15 protein-coding genes are annotated in these 15224 nt (G+C 36.3%); 4 read left to right on the top strand and 11 right to left on the bottom strand.

Features of this window, described 5'->3' with window-relative positions; genetic code table 11:
• The first annotated feature begins 32 nt into the window (after nucleotides 1-32).
• From K0U91_RS06910 to K0U91_RS06895, 4 genes are all read left to right on the top strand, one after another.
• Nucleotides 33-968, top strand: coding sequence for an endonuclease/exonuclease/phosphatase family protein (locus tag K0U91_RS06910; protein WP_258561830.1), 936 nt, complete (start codon nucleotides 33-35; stop codon nucleotides 966-968).
• Nucleotides 969-1120: 152 nt separating this feature from the next.
• The gene (locus tag K0U91_RS06905) at nucleotides 1121-1462 is read left to right on the top strand and encodes a hypothetical protein (RefSeq protein WP_220178886.1); all 342 of its coding nucleotides are present in this window, start codon (nucleotides 1121-1123) and stop codon (nucleotides 1460-1462) included.
• 22 nt (nucleotides 1463-1484) lie between these two features.
• Nucleotides 1485-1859, top strand: a complete 375-nt coding sequence (locus K0U91_RS06900) for a hypothetical protein (RefSeq protein WP_220178885.1) — start codon at nucleotides 1485-1487, stop codon at nucleotides 1857-1859.
• Nucleotides 1860-1943: 84 nt separating this feature from the next.
• Entirely contained in the window at nucleotides 1944-2111 is a 168-nt protein-coding gene (locus K0U91_RS06895) for a hypothetical protein (protein WP_219969804.1), read from the top strand.
• A 43-nt stretch (nucleotides 2112-2154) separates the two neighbouring features.
• Here the strand turns inward: K0U91_RS06895 and K0U91_RS06890 are convergent, their stop codons facing one another.
• The 11 genes from K0U91_RS06890 to murD form a co-directional block, all read right to left on the bottom strand.
• Nucleotides 2155-3675, bottom strand: coding sequence for a GH3 auxin-responsive promoter family protein (locus K0U91_RS06890; RefSeq protein ID WP_220179062.1), 1521 nt, complete (start codon nucleotides 3673-3675; stop codon nucleotides 2155-2157).
• Nucleotides 3676-3778: 103 nt separating this feature from the next.
• Nucleotides 3779-4189 (bottom strand): BrxA/BrxB family bacilliredoxin, encoded by a 411-nt coding sequence (locus tag K0U91_RS06885; protein WP_220178884.1) that lies wholly within the window; start codon nucleotides 4187-4189, stop codon nucleotides 3779-3781.
• A gap of 479 nt (nucleotides 4190-4668) precedes the next feature.
• Complete coding sequence (locus tag K0U91_RS06880) at nucleotides 4669-5115, bottom strand: GatB/YqeY domain-containing protein (RefSeq protein WP_220178883.1); 447 nt, start codon at nucleotides 5113-5115, stop codon at nucleotides 4669-4671.
• Between the two features lie 91 nt (nucleotides 5116-5206).
• Entirely contained in the window at nucleotides 5207-7117 is a 1911-nt protein-coding gene (gene ftsZ / locus K0U91_RS06875) for a cell division protein FtsZ (protein ID WP_220178882.1), read from the bottom strand.
• 106 nt (nucleotides 7118-7223) lie between these two features.
• Nucleotides 7224-8612 (bottom strand): cell division protein FtsA, encoded by a 1389-nt coding sequence (ftsA, locus tag K0U91_RS06870; RefSeq protein WP_219969808.1) that lies wholly within the window; start codon nucleotides 8610-8612, stop codon nucleotides 7224-7226.
• Between the two features lie 105 nt (nucleotides 8613-8717).
• Nucleotides 8718-9689 carry a cell division protein FtsQ/DivIB gene (locus tag K0U91_RS06865; RefSeq protein ID WP_220178881.1) on the bottom strand — a complete coding sequence of 324 codons (972 nt, stop codon included), beginning with the start codon at nucleotides 9687-9689 and terminating at the stop codon, nucleotides 8718-8720.
• Nucleotides 9690-9754: 65 nt separating this feature from the next.
• Nucleotides 9755-11113 carry a UDP-N-acetylmuramate--L-alanine ligase gene (murC, locus tag K0U91_RS06860; protein WP_220178880.1) on the bottom strand — a complete coding sequence of 453 codons (1359 nt, stop codon included), beginning with the start codon at nucleotides 11111-11113 and terminating at the stop codon, nucleotides 9755-9757.
• A 104-nt stretch (nucleotides 11114-11217) separates the two neighbouring features.
• Nucleotides 11218-12321 carry an undecaprenyldiphospho-muramoylpentapeptide beta-N-acetylglucosaminyltransferase gene (murG, locus tag K0U91_RS06855; protein WP_220178879.1) on the bottom strand — a complete coding sequence of 368 codons (1104 nt, stop codon included), beginning with the start codon at nucleotides 12319-12321 and terminating at the stop codon, nucleotides 11218-11220.
• Nucleotides 12322-12331: 10 nt separating this feature from the next.
• Complete coding sequence (locus K0U91_RS06850; protein WP_220178878.1) at nucleotides 12332-12574, bottom strand: hypothetical protein; 243 nt, start codon at nucleotides 12572-12574, stop codon at nucleotides 12332-12334.
• An 11-nt stretch (nucleotides 12575-12585) separates the two neighbouring features.
• The gene (locus tag K0U91_RS06845) at nucleotides 12586-13824 is read right to left on the bottom strand and encodes an FtsW/RodA/SpoVE family cell cycle protein (protein WP_219969813.1); all 1239 of its coding nucleotides are present in this window, start codon (nucleotides 13822-13824) and stop codon (nucleotides 12586-12588) included.
• A 10-nt stretch (nucleotides 13825-13834) separates the two neighbouring features.
• Nucleotides 13835-15181, bottom strand: a complete 1347-nt coding sequence (murD, locus tag K0U91_RS06840; protein ID WP_220178877.1) for a UDP-N-acetylmuramoyl-L-alanine--D-glutamate ligase — start codon at nucleotides 15179-15181, stop codon at nucleotides 13835-13837.
• Nucleotides 15182-15224 lie beyond the last annotated feature (43 nt).

Below are 15224 nucleotides of genomic sequence, written 5' to 3'. Positions count from 1 at the left end.
TCATTCTGCATCTGGGAATATTATTTTTATTGATGGCCGTTTTATTAAATGCCTATATTCCGCCAAAGGTTTTCCCATGGTTTAATCTGCTGTCATTAGGATTCCCTGTATTAATGATAGGATATGGCGTATTTACTTTTTTCTGGATCTTTTCATGGAAAAAGCGGGCGTTTGTCTTTATGTTTTTAGGTTTGTTTTTTCTGAATCCTGTTAAAAGATGGATTAATTATTCCTCAGACAGTAAAGCAACCGCTAACTTAAAGATTGTGAGTTTAAATGTAAAAGGAGGAAAGTTAGGAATTGAAAACATCCAAGAGTTTATCAATCGACAGAATGCAGACATCGTCTTGCTGCAGGAAGATGCCGGATCAGGCTACATATTTAAAAATCTTGAAAAAAATCATACAGCACCTATCGTTTCCACTTACTCAAGATATAATGCCACAGGATATAAAGAACTGTTTGCGGGAATGTATAATGAAGAATTTAATGCCTATGCAGAGCAGAGCGATATACAAATCAAAGGGAAAACATATCGTATCATCAACATATACCTCCAGCCTTTCAAGTTTGAAAAAAATATGGTGAAACTTAACGGCAACACCGACGAAGATGAACGGAAAATAAAAAATGTTGTCCGGAGATTGATCCCCACTTTTAAAATGCATCAAGAGCAAGTGAATATCATAAGAAAAAGTATTGATGAATCTCCCTATCCCGTTATTTTGGCTGGAGATTTTAATTCAGTTCCGAATTCCTATGAATATTATCATTTAGGAAGCGGTCTAAAAGATGCCTTTTTTGAAGTAGGGAAAGGTAGCGGAACCAGTTTTCATGATTACAAATTTCCTATCAGAATAGATTTTATATTTACGTCACCTACGATACAGCCTGTAAGCTACCAAGTTGACCGTTCGGTAAAGCTTTCTGATCATTTTCCGGTAATTGCTACATTTAACATTGAGTGATTGTATGATTTAAAACTTGCTGCGCAACAGTATTTAGATACCCAACCAATACAGCACTGGATGCCAAACGTAAAAACAGGAAATGTTATGTGTTTTGTAAAATTATCTGAACACTATCCTATAATTGCAGAATTTCTTTTTAAATTAGTTCTATGAAAAAAGTATTGGCTGGAAGATATATCATTTCCTTTTTTTTAGTTGCCTGTTCGAAACGTGAACCAGCAAATGCTGATCAGATTCAGGCAGTACAGCCTCAGTATGACACAACAGCTATAGACTCTTTTTCAGCAGGAGCAACTACCGTAGACATCGTACGCCAGATAAGAATGTCTTCTCAAAAATATCAGGATTCTTTAAAAGAAGCGATACAATTAGAAAAAGAGGAAAAACGCATCACAGAAGAACTTGAAAAAGAGAACAAAAAGAAGCAGGACGAAGAAAAAAAACAGAAAGCTAAAGAAAATGCTGCCATTCCTGCGGCGGCGATAAATTAAAATTCAACAAAAAATATACATAATGAAAAAACAAATCTTAGCGGCGATCGCTGTCTCAACACTTATTGTAAGCTGCACACAATCTACCACCAAAACAGAAAAGATAGAAAATCCGGACGGATCATCAATAACGACTACCGTAACTGAAAGCCACACCGGCTTGGTAGATACCGCAAAAGTAGACAAAGCAAAGTCTGATGTAAAATCGACAGTAGACAGAACGGGAGAAAAAATAGATCAAACCGCCCAAAAAACAAAAGAAAATCTGAATGAAGCGGGAAAAGATATTAAAGCAGGAGCGCAAGAAGTCGGTAAAGATGTAAAGAATGCCGCCGCAAAAGGAGCTGCTAAAATAGAGGAAGGCGCAAAAAAACTGAAAGAAGATTTAAAAAAATAAATACTTCACAAGTTTCTGGCCAAAACATAACATTATTCGCATAATAATTGTATATTAGAGTACTAAATTATCAAAACAATTATTATGAAAAAATTAGCCACACTTAAAGCTAAAAAGCTAACCAGAGAAACTTTGAAAACTGTAGCCGGAGGAATTTACGTTCCGAAAGATGAAGATGATGGATGTGCATGGAATATGTGCAGAAACGCATTCGGAAGATGTTCCGTTTTTGCATGTCCAGGATCTATTTAATCAAATTTAAATAAGAAAGACTCACCTTAACAGTGAGTCTTTCTTATGATTGATTATTCAGTTGTAATAATGGATCGATGTATTCTCTGTCATTGCTCAAACGGGGCACTTTATTTTGACCTCCGAGCTTTCCTTTAGATTCCAGCCAGCAGTAGAAAAGATTGGGTTTTGCAACATGAATAACCGGCTTTTTCAAAGTAATATTATTGTACCTTTTGGCTTCATAATCAGAATTGATCGCCTTCAGATGCTGATCAAAAACATCTGTGAATTCTTCCAGACTTTCAGGCTTTTCGCTGAATTCAAAAATCCATTCATGAGCGCCACTTTCATTTTCTTTCATAAAAATGGGGGCTCCGGTAAAGTCTTTTACAGCAGATTTTGTGGCTTCACATGCTCTTGCCAGTGCAGATTCTACATTGGTGATCATCAGTTCTTCACCAAATGCATTGATGTAGTGTTTTGTTCTGCCGGTAATTTTTATTCTGAAAGGATTGTTTGACGTAAAAATGACGGTATCTCCAATAAGATATCTCCACAATCCACCGTTTGTTGTGATGACCATAGCATAATTTTTTCCGATCTCCACCTCTTCCAGACTTACAACTTTCGGATTTGAACAGTGGAACTGATCCATCGGAATAAATTCATAGAAAATTCCATAATCGAGCATCAGAAGCATTTCATCATTGTTTGGCCTGTCTTGAATTCCAAAGAAACCTTCAGAAGCATTATAAATTTCGTAGTAGTTGATATTTTTACCGATAATCTTTTTGAACTGATCTTTATATGGTTTAAAGCTGATTCCGCCATGAAAAAAGACTTCCAGATTTGGCCAGAGTTCTGAAATATTTTCGACATCAGTTTCTTTGATAACTCGCTGCAAAAGTACCATCATCCAGCTCGGTACTCCAAGTATGCTTCCTACATCTTCATTTTTCACTTCAGAAGTAATAGCTTTCAATTTACTTTCCCATTCACCCATTAAGGAAACTTTTTTACTCGGAGTAGTGGTAATTTCCACCCAAAAAGGAAGATTGTCAATCAGAATTGCAGATAGATCTCCAAATTTGGTATTAAAATCTGCGTACAATTCTGAACTTCCGCCCAGACGAAGATTTTTATTTGTAAAAAGCTGATTTTCAGGATGATTATTAGCATAAATGGAAACCATATCCTTTCCCGCTTTCATATGGCAGTACTCCAAACTTTCGGCAGAAATTGGGATAAATTTACTCTTAGCATTGGTCGTCCCGGAAGATTTAGCAAAATGTTTGATATATCCCGGCCAGCTAACATCTTTATGCCCTTGTCTGGCTTTTTCAATATAAGGTTCAAAATCTTCGTAGGTTACTACAGGAACTTTGTTTTTAAAATCCTGATAGCTTGAGATCGAATTAAAACCGTATCTCTTACCATATTCCGTATCTTCTGCATGAAACAACTGTGAAAACAGAATTCCGTTTTGCGTTTCGATAGGATGATCCATAAAATTCTGTATCTGATCTATCCTTTGGCGGATAAACCAATTGACTACCGTATTGAAAAGTGCTTTCGTTGCCATTTCAACAAATATAATCATATTTGAATTTCCTGCGAATGATTTAAATAAAAAAACCGTCACAAATTTGTAACGGTTTCTGTATAAAGCCTTTAATTACTAACTATTAGCAATATTCATCATAAGCGGCCTGAAGATTTGCAGCGATTGCTCCTGCAGGATTACCTTCAATGTGATGTCTTTCTAACATGTGAACCAATTCACCGTCTTTGAAAAGAGCCACACATGGCGAGCTCGGAGGAAATGGAGCTAAGTGTTTTCTGGCTGCATCAACAGCTTCTTTATCAAAACCTGCAAATACAGTGGTCAAATGATCTGGTTTTTTCTCTCCTGTCAAAGAATAAACTACTCCCGGTCTTGCAGCTCCTGCCGCACATCCGCAAACTGAGTTGATTACTAAAAGCGTAGTACCTGATTGCTTCAAAGCATCTTCTACCTGTGCCGGAGTTTCTAAATCCTGAAAACCTTTATTTGTAAGCTCAGCCTTCATTGGCATTACTAAATCTGATGGATACATTTCTTATTATTTTAATTATTTACAAATTTACAACATTCTCGCTGATCAGTCAATTTATAAAAACTATTGATTAGTTCGCAAAACAAAATGAAAAATGGTAATCACATATATAAATCGCATTGTTTGTTAATTATTTTTATAAACATATCTCCAATATTGATATTTTTTTATTAATTTTGAAATGATTCTAAAAACTAATACCCGTGAGAAAACATTATTAATAAAATTCATATTGATACCATCTTTTAGTGATAGGATATGGAATGAGTTCCCATTTGTATAAGGTTGCCATTCATCAGTTTTTAGAATATCTTATGGTAACTCTTATAAGTATTAAAAAATGAAGCCCGAAACTTAATGTTTCGGGCTTCGTCAATCAAATCGATATGTAGAAATTGAATATCCGTTTTTTAAAATTGGTTGAGGATTTTTGGTTGTCGGTTGATTATAATTATCAATCTTTAACTGCCAATAATCAACTATGAGAGCAATCTCTTAGCCATCTCTGAGATGCTTTTTCCGTCAGATCTTCCAGCTAAATTTTTAGAGGCTAATCCCATTACTTTGCCTAAATCTTTCATTGATTCGGCACCGGTTTCTGAAATAATCTGCCTCATTTCAGCTTCCAATTCTTCGGAAGATAATTGTGCAGGTAAAAACTTCTCAATGACTTTCATCTGAGCGTCTTCCACGTCTGCCAAATCGTTTCTTCCCTGAGCGGTAAACTGCTCATATGAATCTTTACGCTGCTTGATCATTCTCTGCAAAATTGCAATTTCCTGTTCGGATGAAACTTCAGCTCCTAAGGCTTCGGTTTTCAGCAACAATATCTGCGATTTTACAGCGCGAAGAGAATCCAAAGCTACTCTGTCTTTTGCTCTCATCGCCGTTTTTATTGCTTCACTTATGGTAAATTCTAAACTCATTGTTTTGGCTTTAAGCTTTAGGCGATAAGCAGTAGGCTACAAACTTTCGAATTTGAAAGCTTATTGCTTAATGTTTATTGCATGCAGCAATTTAATCTACATCTTTATTTAAAAATCTGTTTTCTCTGACCTGCATATTTCCGTTGTTATCAGACAGATACGTACTGATATTTTGGTCTGATGCATTGGCACCGTCAATTGAAATGTTTTTTCTCTTGAAAGCAGGTACAGATTCAAACTCATTTACATGATCGAAATTCTGGTAACGAGAGTTGAATTCTTTCAGTTTGTTTCTTCTTTCTACCACTCTTTCCTGATCTGCAGGCTTATTGACGAAAGTAAATTCAGATTCTGTATGTCTCGTAGTTTCTGTTTCTATTCTTTTTTCAATAACAGATTGCTCTTCTGCTTTCGGCTGTTCTTGTGTCTGATAGAATGTTTCAACTTTATGAGTTGTTTCTTCTGTTTTTTTCTCAATAATCCCTGAACTTTCAAACTCGTATTTTGGCTGTCCGAAATCAGATTTTTGTTCAATGATCGGTTCGTTTACCGTAAAGCTGAATTCAACAGATTTTTCATCAGAAAAACTATTGAATGATTCATTTTTTGACTCTTCTTTCTTATTTTCAAAATCGAAAGAGAAAGACTGAATCTCGAGATCGTTTGGATCATTGTCATCTTCAAGAGAAAATAAATTGACATTCTCTTCTGCATTTGATTCTTCATTTCTCCAGCTCTGAACGGGGCTTTGTAATGTATCTTCCTCTCTATCAGAGAATTTTACCTGAGTTTTAACATCTTCATCGTCGATCATCATTTTTTTTTCAACAGACGATCTAAATTGTGGCGTAGACTGATCTTCGTCATCTAATCTGAAAAGATTTTTTCCTCCAAAATCATATCCTTGTTCAGGAGTAACCTCTCTCTCGTCTCTGGTTTTGAAAGGCGAAGATTTTGGTGTTTCCAAAGCATCATTCAGACCGATTCTGATTTTTTCAGTAGGTCCTGCAAACTTCTGGTTATCGTTTGAAAAACCTGTAGCAATCACCAATACACTTACTGCATCTCCAAGCTCTTCATCAGCACCGACACCAAAAATGATGTCTGCTGTGTGGCCCGCTTCCTTCTGGATATAATCCATAATAATCCCGATTTCATCCATGGTTGCTTCTTCTACACCACTTCTGATCAGCAATAATACGTTTCTAGCCCCTGTGATTTTGTTATCGTTTAATAATGGGGAATCTAATGCTTTTCTCACGGCTTCTTCGGCTTTGTTTTCACCTGAAGCAGTTCCTGTAGACATTAATGCCGTACCGGAATTTTGAAGCACAGATTTAGCATCTCTAAAGTCAATGTTCACATCAAAGTAACCCGTAATAACCTCTGCCATTCCTTTTGCCGCATTGGTTAAAACTTCATCGGCCTTAGAAAACCCTTGTTTGAAACCAAGGTTTCCGAATTGCTGTCTCAATTTATCGTTGTTGATAACAATTAATGAATCAACATTATTTCTTAGTTTATCAAGTCCTAATTCTGCCTGATCGAGCCTTCTTTTTCCTTCAAAACTGAATGGAACGGTAACGATACCTACTGTAAGAATTCCCATATCTTTTGCCACTTTAGCAATCACGGGAGCCGCACCTGTACCGGTACCACCACCCATTCCTGCGGTGATAAAAACCATTTTGGTGTTTTGCCCCATTGCTGCCTTGATTTCTTCAATACTTTCGATTGCTGCCTTTTCACCTACTTCAGGATCTGCGCCCGCTCCAAGACCTTCTGTAATAGTAATTCCTAGCTGAACCTTGTTTGAAACAGGATTGTTATCCAAAGTCTGCGCATCTGTATTGCAGATGACGAAATCTACTCCGTGAATTCCTTTTTCATACATGTGCTTTAGCGCGTTGTTTCCGCCGCCTCCTACACCAATAACCTTGATGATTGAAGAATTTCCTTTTGGCAGATCAAATGAAAACCCTTGTGTACCTATATTTTCCATGCTTATATTTTTAATAATTGATAATTGATGAATGATAACTGATGAATGACTCATAATCTATATTTGTGATTATCTATTATCATTGATCTTTTATCGTTTATATTTATTATTCTACTTCTTCAAAGAATTTTTTTACTTTTTCCATCAGAGACTGTCCGAAGGTCAATCTAACTTTTCTTTGCTGCTGCTGAGCCGGAGTTTCATATTCCTGCACAACCTGCTGAAGAGCCTGACTTTGAGATTCAACAGCAGAAACTGTTTGCTGCTCAGTTTGTTCGGTCTTATTTTCGATCTCAATTTCGGCTTCATCTTCTACGGAGACCATTTTTTTATCTCTGATCTTTAAGCTTTCCATCAGCAAACCGATAGATGTTGCAAATTCAGGACCTTTCAGATATTGGTTTTTATCGTTTGCAATATATTCATTAGCAAAACCAATTCTGCTGTCAAATCCTGTGGTATAATTTGCCAGCTGACGAAGATGTTTCAGATTGGAACCACCACCTGTAAGAACAATTCCGGCAATCAGCTTTTTCTTTTGTTCAAATGCTCCGTAAGCTTTTAATTCTGTGTTGACCATTTCCAAAATTTCTTCCACTCTCGCATTGATGATTTGTGCCAGAGTTTTTAATGAAATTTCTTTATCGGGTCTTCCGTGAAGTCCCGGAATGGTTACAAATGTGCTGTCTTTTTCCAGTTCCGGAACTGCAGAACCGAATTTTACCTTCAATTGCTCCGCATGTTTTTCTATAATTGAACAGCCTTCTTTGATATCATCTGTAATAATTCCGCCACCGTAAGGAATGACGCACGTATGACGGATGATATTATCTTTAAAAATAGCAATATCTGTAGTACCACCACCGATGTCTACGATTGCTACACCTGCTTCTTTTTCTTCTTTAGTTAAAACTGCTTCAGAAGATGCTAAAGGCTCTAAAGTAAGTGCTTCCATCTCCAGACCAGCTTCTCTTACGCATCTTGCAATATTTCTGATACTTCCCATTTGCCCTACAACCACATGAAAATTGGCTTCCAGGCGCTTTCCGTGCATTCCTACAGGTTCCTGAATTTCACCTTCAGAATCAACCTTATATTCCTGTGGTAAAACGTGAATAATTTCCTCACCAGGCAGCATTACAAGCTTTTTCACCTGGTCTTTCAGCGCTTCGATGTCATCATCTGTGATGAATCTGTCGGGATTCTCACGCATAATGTAATCTGAGTGCTGCAGCGAACGGATGTGTTTGCCGGCTATACCCACGGTGACCTTATGAATAGGTACACCTGCGCTTGACTGCGCTTCTGCCACAGCTGCTTTGATAGAGTTGATGGTTTGTGAAATATTATTCACAATACCCTTATGTACTCCAAGACTTTTGGCCTTACCAACACCGAGGATTTCTATTTTCCCGTGTGCATTCCTCCTTCCGACAATGGCGACAATCTTGGTCGTCCCGATGTCAAGACCTACTGAATACTCTTGATTTTCCATTGTGTATATCGATTTGATTTGTTACTTATTTATTTTATAGCCTATTATTTTCTTTGATAGGATTCTCTTATCCTTTTTAAGTAGTCTTTTCAGGACTCTTTTTTCCTATTCTATTTTAACCTTCGCTTTTGTCTTTGGTTTTGCTGCCGGTTTCTTTTCAGGAGCTTTTTTCTTTTCCTTTGGTTTGACCACAGCTTTTGGCGTAGTGGTTTCTTTTGGTTTTAAAGAAACTGAACTGGCCTTTTTTACCTTAGGTTTCAGATTAACCTCTGCTTTTTTTGCAGGAGCAACCGTCATTGGTGTTTTTGCTAAATCTTTATGCCCGGTTTTTAAAATACTGTCGTTTTCTTTAAAATAAGGATTTAAAGTCGTTACAATCTGATTCTGATATTTTACCGAAACCATATTGTATTTCTCAGGATCCTGAAAAACTAAATATTTCTCAACAAAAGTTTTAAAACCTTTTACCTTTAATTCAATATTTTCTAAATCTCCAATCTCCACCTTATAATTTCCTTCGCTTGTCAGCAGATTGTAGCTGTCTTTATATTTTGAAATTCCAATAAAATATTTTTTACTGAAATCATCTTTGTTGATTTTATCAACCAGCTCAGCCAGCTTTTCATACTCATCTTTTTTTACATCTCCCGTCACCAACATGCAAGGATGAGAGTAGGTTCTGGAAATCGGGAATTCTGTTCCCTTTTCGTCTACATAAAAATCTTTTCCGTCATTATTTAATCTGAAAACCGGAACTCTCTGCTTGATATCTAAATTGAGTTTTCCATTTAAATTTAAATACACATTGGCGCTGTCAACCGCGGGAAGTGCATTGATTTTCTTTTCCAGTTCCGGAATATTCAATTTTCCTATTTGTCCTGAAGGGTTTTCTTTAAGGACGATTTGTTTAATATCTTTTTCGTCAATAAAGTATACCGGAGTTTTTTCATTCAATTTCACAGAAATCTTGCTGTCTGTAATCTTCTGGGCGCTGAATCTCTTCAATGAGAAACTCAGCAGGAATCCAAGAATGATCACTGTGATGGCAATTTTTAAAATTCTGTATTTGTTTTTCATTTTATCTTGATAACAGATTGCAGACGTCAGATTTCAGACATTCAAACTGTTTAATTTCTTTATTACTAATTATTTGAAAGCCACTCACAAATCGGGTCATACAGTGTGTCTATATTTCCTGCACCCACCGTGAGCAAAATGTCAAATTCTTTTTCTTTTATTTTATTAAAAGCTTCAGACAAATCTGAAATTTCTTTTTTATCTAAAGTCACTTTTTCTAAAAGCCAATCTGAAGTAATTCCTTCAAAATTTTCCTGAAGTTCTCTTGCGGGATAGATATCAAGCAAAATCAACTCTTCAGAATTGCTTAAACTCTCAGCAAAACCATCTGCAAAATCTCTTGTTCTACTGAACAAGTGCGGCTGAAACACAACAAGCAGTTTTTTATCCGGATAAAATGTTTTAATAGAACCCACTACCGCATTGATTTCTGTCGGATGGTGTGCATAATCATCAATATAAATTTTCCCGCTTGGATAAATATGTTTTGTATATCTTCTTTTTATGCCTTTAAAATTGGCAATCGCTTTCTTTAAAGTTTCAAAACTGACTCCTAAATTGTATAAAATTGCCAAGGCAACCGTGGCATTTTCAACATTATGAATTCCCGGAACATCCCAGACGAAATCTTTTACCGTTTCTGTTGGCGTATGAAAATCGAAATAGATTTTATCATAATCCATACGAAGGTTATCTGAATAATAGTCTGCAACTTCATTTACAGCGTAAGTTTTATGATCTCTCCCAATCTCGATTCCTTTTTTTACAAAAAGTTGCTTGTCTTGAGGAACTAATGCCGCAAATTGTCTAAAACCTTCCTCAATGGTATTTTTATCGCCATAAATGTCTAGATGATCTGCATCTGTAGAAGTAATGACTGCCCAATCCGGAGAAAGGCTGAGAAAACTTCTGTCATATTCATCGGCTTCCACTACAGAATATTGATTTCCGTTATACAGGAAATTTGATTTAAAATTCTCAGAAATTCCACCTAAAAAACATGAAAATGGCAGATCTGCTTCTTTGCATAAATGCGAAACCAAAGTGGATGTTGTTGTCTTTCCGTGAGTTCCTGCAACTGCGATGCAGTCTGTATTGTCGGTGATTAAACCTAAAACTTTTGCTCTTTTTAAAACTTGAAACCGATTGTCATTAAAATAATCTAAAATTCCAAGCTTTTTGATTGCCGGAGTATAGATGACCAATGTCTTTTCTTTCTCGAGAGAAGTAATTTCCTCATCAATAACATCTTCAAAAACAATATCAATTCCTTCGCTCATTAAAAGTTGAGTCAGTTTTGTATTGGTTTTATCGTATCCCAAAACATTCTTGCCCGAAGCGTGGAAATAGCGCGCCAAAGCACTCATTCCGATACCTCCGATTCCGACGAAGTAAAAATTTTGATATGTTTCTAAATTGTTCATTTATTTAATTAAAAAAATTCACTTTGTCATTCTGAGGAATAAAGAATGTCAATATGATAGATTCTTCATTCACTGCGTTTCATTCAGAATGACAAACGCTTTATCTATTTTATCACTTTAAAAATTTCATCCACAATCTCTTTTGCGGCATTGGGTTTAGCAAAATATTTCAGATTGTCTGACATTTCTTTTCTGACATTTTCGTTTTCGCAGATTTCTGATAATGCACTCCAGAATTTGTCTTGCATTTCAGAGTCCTTTACCATTTTAGCTGCGTTTTTTTCAACGAGAGTCATCGCATTTTTGGTTTGATGATCTTCCGCAGCAAATGGAAACGGAACCAATAAAACCGGCTTTTGCGCTACCGCCAGCTCAGAAATGGCAATTGCACCCGCTCTTGAAACAATGATATCAGCTGCTGAATAGGCAGTTTCCATGTCTTTGATGAATTCCTTTAACTGGATTTGAGATTTGAGATTCGAGATTCGAGATTCGCTGCTCAATTCGCTATAATCCAATTTTCCGGTTTGCCAGATTAACTGGTAGCCTTTTTCTTTTAATTTATCTAAATTGTCTTTCCAGCCGTTGTTTAAAGTTCTTGAACCCAAAGAACCACCAACTGAAAGAATCGTGAGTTTATCTTTATTTAAACCCATTTTTTCTTTTGCCTCAGAAGTTTCCTGCATTCCTGAAATGATATTCTCACGGATAGGATTTCCCAGGAACTTGATTTTTTCATTCGGAAAACCATCTACTCTAGGATAAGCGGTAAAAACTGCTTTTGCCTTTTTACTTAATATTTTATTCGTTACTCCTGCATGTGCATTCTGCTCCTGGATAAAAATTGGAATACCCATTTTGCTTGCTTCATATAAAGCGGGTCCGCTTGCGAAACCACCTGTTCCTACCGCAAAATCCGGAGCGAAACTTTTAATGATTCTTTTAGATTTAGACAAGCTTTTCCAAATTTTGAAAGGCAGACCTAAATTGGATAACATATTTCCTCTGTCGATTCCTGCGATGTCAATTCCTTCTATTTTGTAGCCTGCCTGTGGAACTTTTTCCATTTCCATTTTCCCATTGGCTCCGATGAACAAAAATTCTGCATCAGGAAACCTTTTTCTGATTTCGTCTGCAATAGCAATTGCCGGAAAGATATGTCCACCTGTTCCGCCACCGCTCAATAATATTTTTAGTTTTTTGCTCATCATATCAATTTTAAGCGGTAGGTTGATTTTCAATCAAATCAATAAATTCTACATCGACCAAAAATTCATTTTTTCCGTCAACCTGTTTTTCCGATATCGTTTTCACGGTATACATCGCATTGTTGAGTTCTATAACTTCACCAACTTCCAATCTGAAAGTTTCAAGAAAACTGACGATATTTTCGTTTGTTTCAATAACTATCTTACTATTTGAATTTTTATTGTCGGTAAACGTAATTTTTCTTACTTCCATTTTGTTTTGTTTTAAGCGATGTCGTTTATTTCAACTATACTTTGTTTTTTTCCCATTCCTTCTTCATCATATATCTGGATTCTTGAGCTGATATTTAAAATAATTCCCAGCTGTAAATAGGTTACCAGCATTGAGGTTCCTCCGTAACTTATTAGTGGTAATGGCTGTCCCGTTACTGGAATCAAGTTGACCGCAACAGCAATATTAACTGCCAATTGTATAAAAATCATCACCCCGAGACTGAGGACCAGCAACGATCCGAAAAATGCGGGCATTTTGCTGGCAATCATCACGATTCTAATAATCATTATCAGATACATACTGATTAAAAACACAGCACCAATCACTCCATATTCTTCTACGATTACTGCAAAAATAAAGTCGGATGCAGACTGCGGAAGCATTTGTTTTAAAGCACTTTTTCCGGGACCCATTCCGGTAACTCCACCATGAACAATTGCGGCTTTCGCCTGCATAACCTGATAGTTTTTTGCTTTTACGCTTTCATCATCTACATCAGCCGTTTTTGCTTTGCTTGAAGTAAATGTTTCTATACGGCTCATCCATGTATGTACACGGTTTCCGCCGATCATATTGGTATTTAAAGCAATTAACAAAAACAAAGCAATCGCAACAAATGATGCTGAAATAAATCCTGCAATATACTTCCAGTGAAGCTGCCCGATAATCAAAACGATTACTGAAACCATTAAAATCATCAGAGCTGTAGAGCCGTTATCTTTAGCAACAAGTACAAAAACTAATAAAATCGGCCCGAAAATGTACATAATGTTCTCGATCGGCAGCCTTTCTCTTGTTATTTTCTTCGTTAAATATCTGCACAGATAAATGATCAACATTAAGAAAGCAAATGAGGACGGCTGAAACGAAATCGGCGTTCCCGGAATTTTCAGCCATCTTGAAGCACTCGCGCCGTCGATAGTCTGGCCTGTAAACATGGTCACAATCAATAGAACGACCATTAAACCCAGTAAAATACTGCTCAGCTTTCCGATGTACTCATATTTTACCGTTCCTGCCAATCTCATAATCCCCAAACCAAGGACTACGAAAAACATGTGCTTCATAACGTGACCTGTTGTCGTTCCGTTATTGACAATGTATTCTAGATTTGAACTTGCAGAATACACAGGGAAAATCGAGAAAATGGAGATCACAATAATGACCATCCAAAGCACTTTATCGCCTTTCAGATATTCAAATTTGTTTTCTGTGTACTGTTCGTTCATAATCTTTGCTTTAGCTATTGCTATGAGCTGTTGCTTTTAAAACCTGTTCTTTAAACTGATTACCGCGGTCTTCATAATTCTTAAATAAATCGAAGCTTGCACAGCAAGGTGATAATAAAACCGTATCGCCGTTTTTGGCCAATGATTTTGAAATGGTCACCGCTTCTTCCATGCTGGAAGTATTATAAATAAATTCTTTTTTATCTTTAAAGAAGTCTATGATTTTCTGATTGTCAATTCCTAAACAAACAATTGCTTTTACTTTTCTTTTGACTAAATCTTCAATTTCTGAGTAGTCATTTCCTTTATCCTGTCCACCAACAATCCAAACGGTTGGGGTTTTCATACTTTCTAAAGCGTAATATGTTGCATTTACATTGGTTGCTTTGCTGTCGTTGATGAATTTTACTCCGTCAACCTCAGTAACTAATTCTAGTCTGTGTTCAACTGCCTGAAAGGTCATTAATGAATTTCTGATGCTTTCATTATTAATGTCCAATATTTTACCGGCGATTGACGCTGCTAAGCTGTTGGCAACATTGTGGGTTCCCATTAAAGACAATTCTTCTATTTTCATCGAGAATTTATCTTTTAGCCGTACAATTAATTCTTCATCATCAATAAAACCCCCTTCATTCAGCTTTTCTTTGGTTGAAAAAGGGATCATTTTTGCTTTAATCTCAAATTTTTCCAGAATATTTTTGCTCATTTCGTCATCTTTATTATAGATGAAAAAATTGTCATTCTCTTGATTTTCAGCGATCCTGAATTTTGCCAAAGCATATTCTTCGTAGTTGTAATTATACTGATCTAAATGATCTTTAGACAGATTCAGCAACAAAGAAATATACGGTCTGAAATTCTGAATATCATCTAACTGGAAAGAGCTTACCTCCAAAACATAATATTCATGGTTTTCATCAGCAACCTGCTTTGCAAAGCTGTATCCGATATTTCCGCCTAAACCTACATTCATTCCGTCTTTTTTAAGAATGTAATAGATCAAAGAGGTTGTCGTCGTTTTCCCATTGCTCCCGGTGATGGCAATGATCTTGGCGTTGGTAAATTCTGAAGCAAATTCTATTTCCGAAGAAATTCTGATTCCTTTCAAATGAATTTTGTAAATCATATCTGCCTTTTTCGGGATTCCCGGGCTTTTTACGATCCAGTCTGCGCTTAAGATTCTTGCTTCATCGTGGTTTCCTTCTTCAAATTCAATTTCATTATCGATAAGAAATTGCCTGTAGCTATCCTTAATGGCTCCCTTGTCTGAAAGAAACACCTCCAAACCTTTCTTTTTAGCCAAATAAGCAGCACCACAACCACTTTCTCCACCTCCTAAAACAACTATTTTCATATAATTTGCTTTATGCATTAGGCTTTAAGCTTAAAGCTTATCG

The organism is Chryseobacterium sp. LJ668, from assembly GCF_019613955.1.
GTDB lineage: Bacteria > Bacteroidota > Bacteroidia > Flavobacteriales > Weeksellaceae > Chryseobacterium.
The sequence above is the reverse complement of the archived record's forward strand: the minus strand, read 5'-3'. Positions and strand labels throughout refer to the sequence as shown.

Excerpts from the sequence above, each read along its gene's own strand:
- K0U91_RS06910 (WP_258561830.1), top strand. The coding sequence starts at position 33 with ATGGCCGTTTTATTAAATGCCTATATTCCGCCAAAGGTTTTCCCATGG.
- K0U91_RS06905 (WP_220178886.1), top strand. The coding sequence starts at position 1,121 with ATGAAAAAAGTATTGGCTGGAAGATATATCATTTCCTTTTTTTTAGTT.
- K0U91_RS06900 (WP_220178885.1), top strand. The coding sequence starts at position 1,485 with ATGAAAAAACAAATCTTAGCGGCGATCGCTGTCTCAACACTTATTGTA.
- K0U91_RS06895 (WP_219969804.1), top strand. The coding sequence starts at position 1,944 with ATGAAAAAATTAGCCACACTTAAAGCTAAAAAGCTAACCAGAGAAACT.
- K0U91_RS06890 (WP_220179062.1), bottom strand. The coding sequence starts at position 3,675 with ATGGCAACGAAAGCACTTTTCAATACGGTAGTCAATTGGTTTATCCGC.
- K0U91_RS06885 (WP_220178884.1), bottom strand. The coding sequence starts at position 4,189 with ATGTATCCATCAGATTTAGTAATGCCAATGAAGGCTGAGCTTACAAAT.
- K0U91_RS06880 (WP_220178883.1), bottom strand. The coding sequence starts at position 5,115 with ATGAGTTTAGAATTTACCATAAGTGAAGCAATAAAAACGGCGATGAGA.
- ftsZ (WP_220178882.1), bottom strand. The coding sequence starts at position 7,117 with ATGGAAAATATAGGTACACAAGGGTTTTCATTTGATCTGCCAAAAGGA.
- ftsA (WP_219969808.1), bottom strand. The coding sequence starts at position 8,612 with ATGGAAAATCAAGAGTATTCAGTAGGTCTTGACATCGGGACGACCAAG.
- K0U91_RS06865 (WP_220178881.1), bottom strand. The coding sequence starts at position 9,689 with ATGAAAAACAAATACAGAATTTTAAAAATTGCCATCACAGTGATCATT.
- murC (WP_220178880.1), bottom strand. The coding sequence starts at position 11,113 with ATGAACAATTTAGAAACATATCAAAATTTTTACTTCGTCGGAATCGGA.
- murG (WP_220178879.1), bottom strand. The coding sequence starts at position 12,321 with ATGAGCAAAAAACTAAAAATATTATTGAGCGGTGGCGGAACAGGTGGA.
- K0U91_RS06850 (WP_220178878.1), bottom strand. The coding sequence starts at position 12,574 with ATGGAAGTAAGAAAAATTACGTTTACCGACAATAAAAATTCAAATAGT.
- K0U91_RS06845 (WP_219969813.1), bottom strand. The coding sequence starts at position 13,824 with ATGAACGAACAGTACACAGAAAACAAATTTGAATATCTGAAAGGCGAT.
- murD (WP_220178877.1), bottom strand. The coding sequence starts at position 15,181 with ATGAAAATAGTTGTTTTAGGAGGTGGAGAAAGTGGTTGTGGTGCTGCT.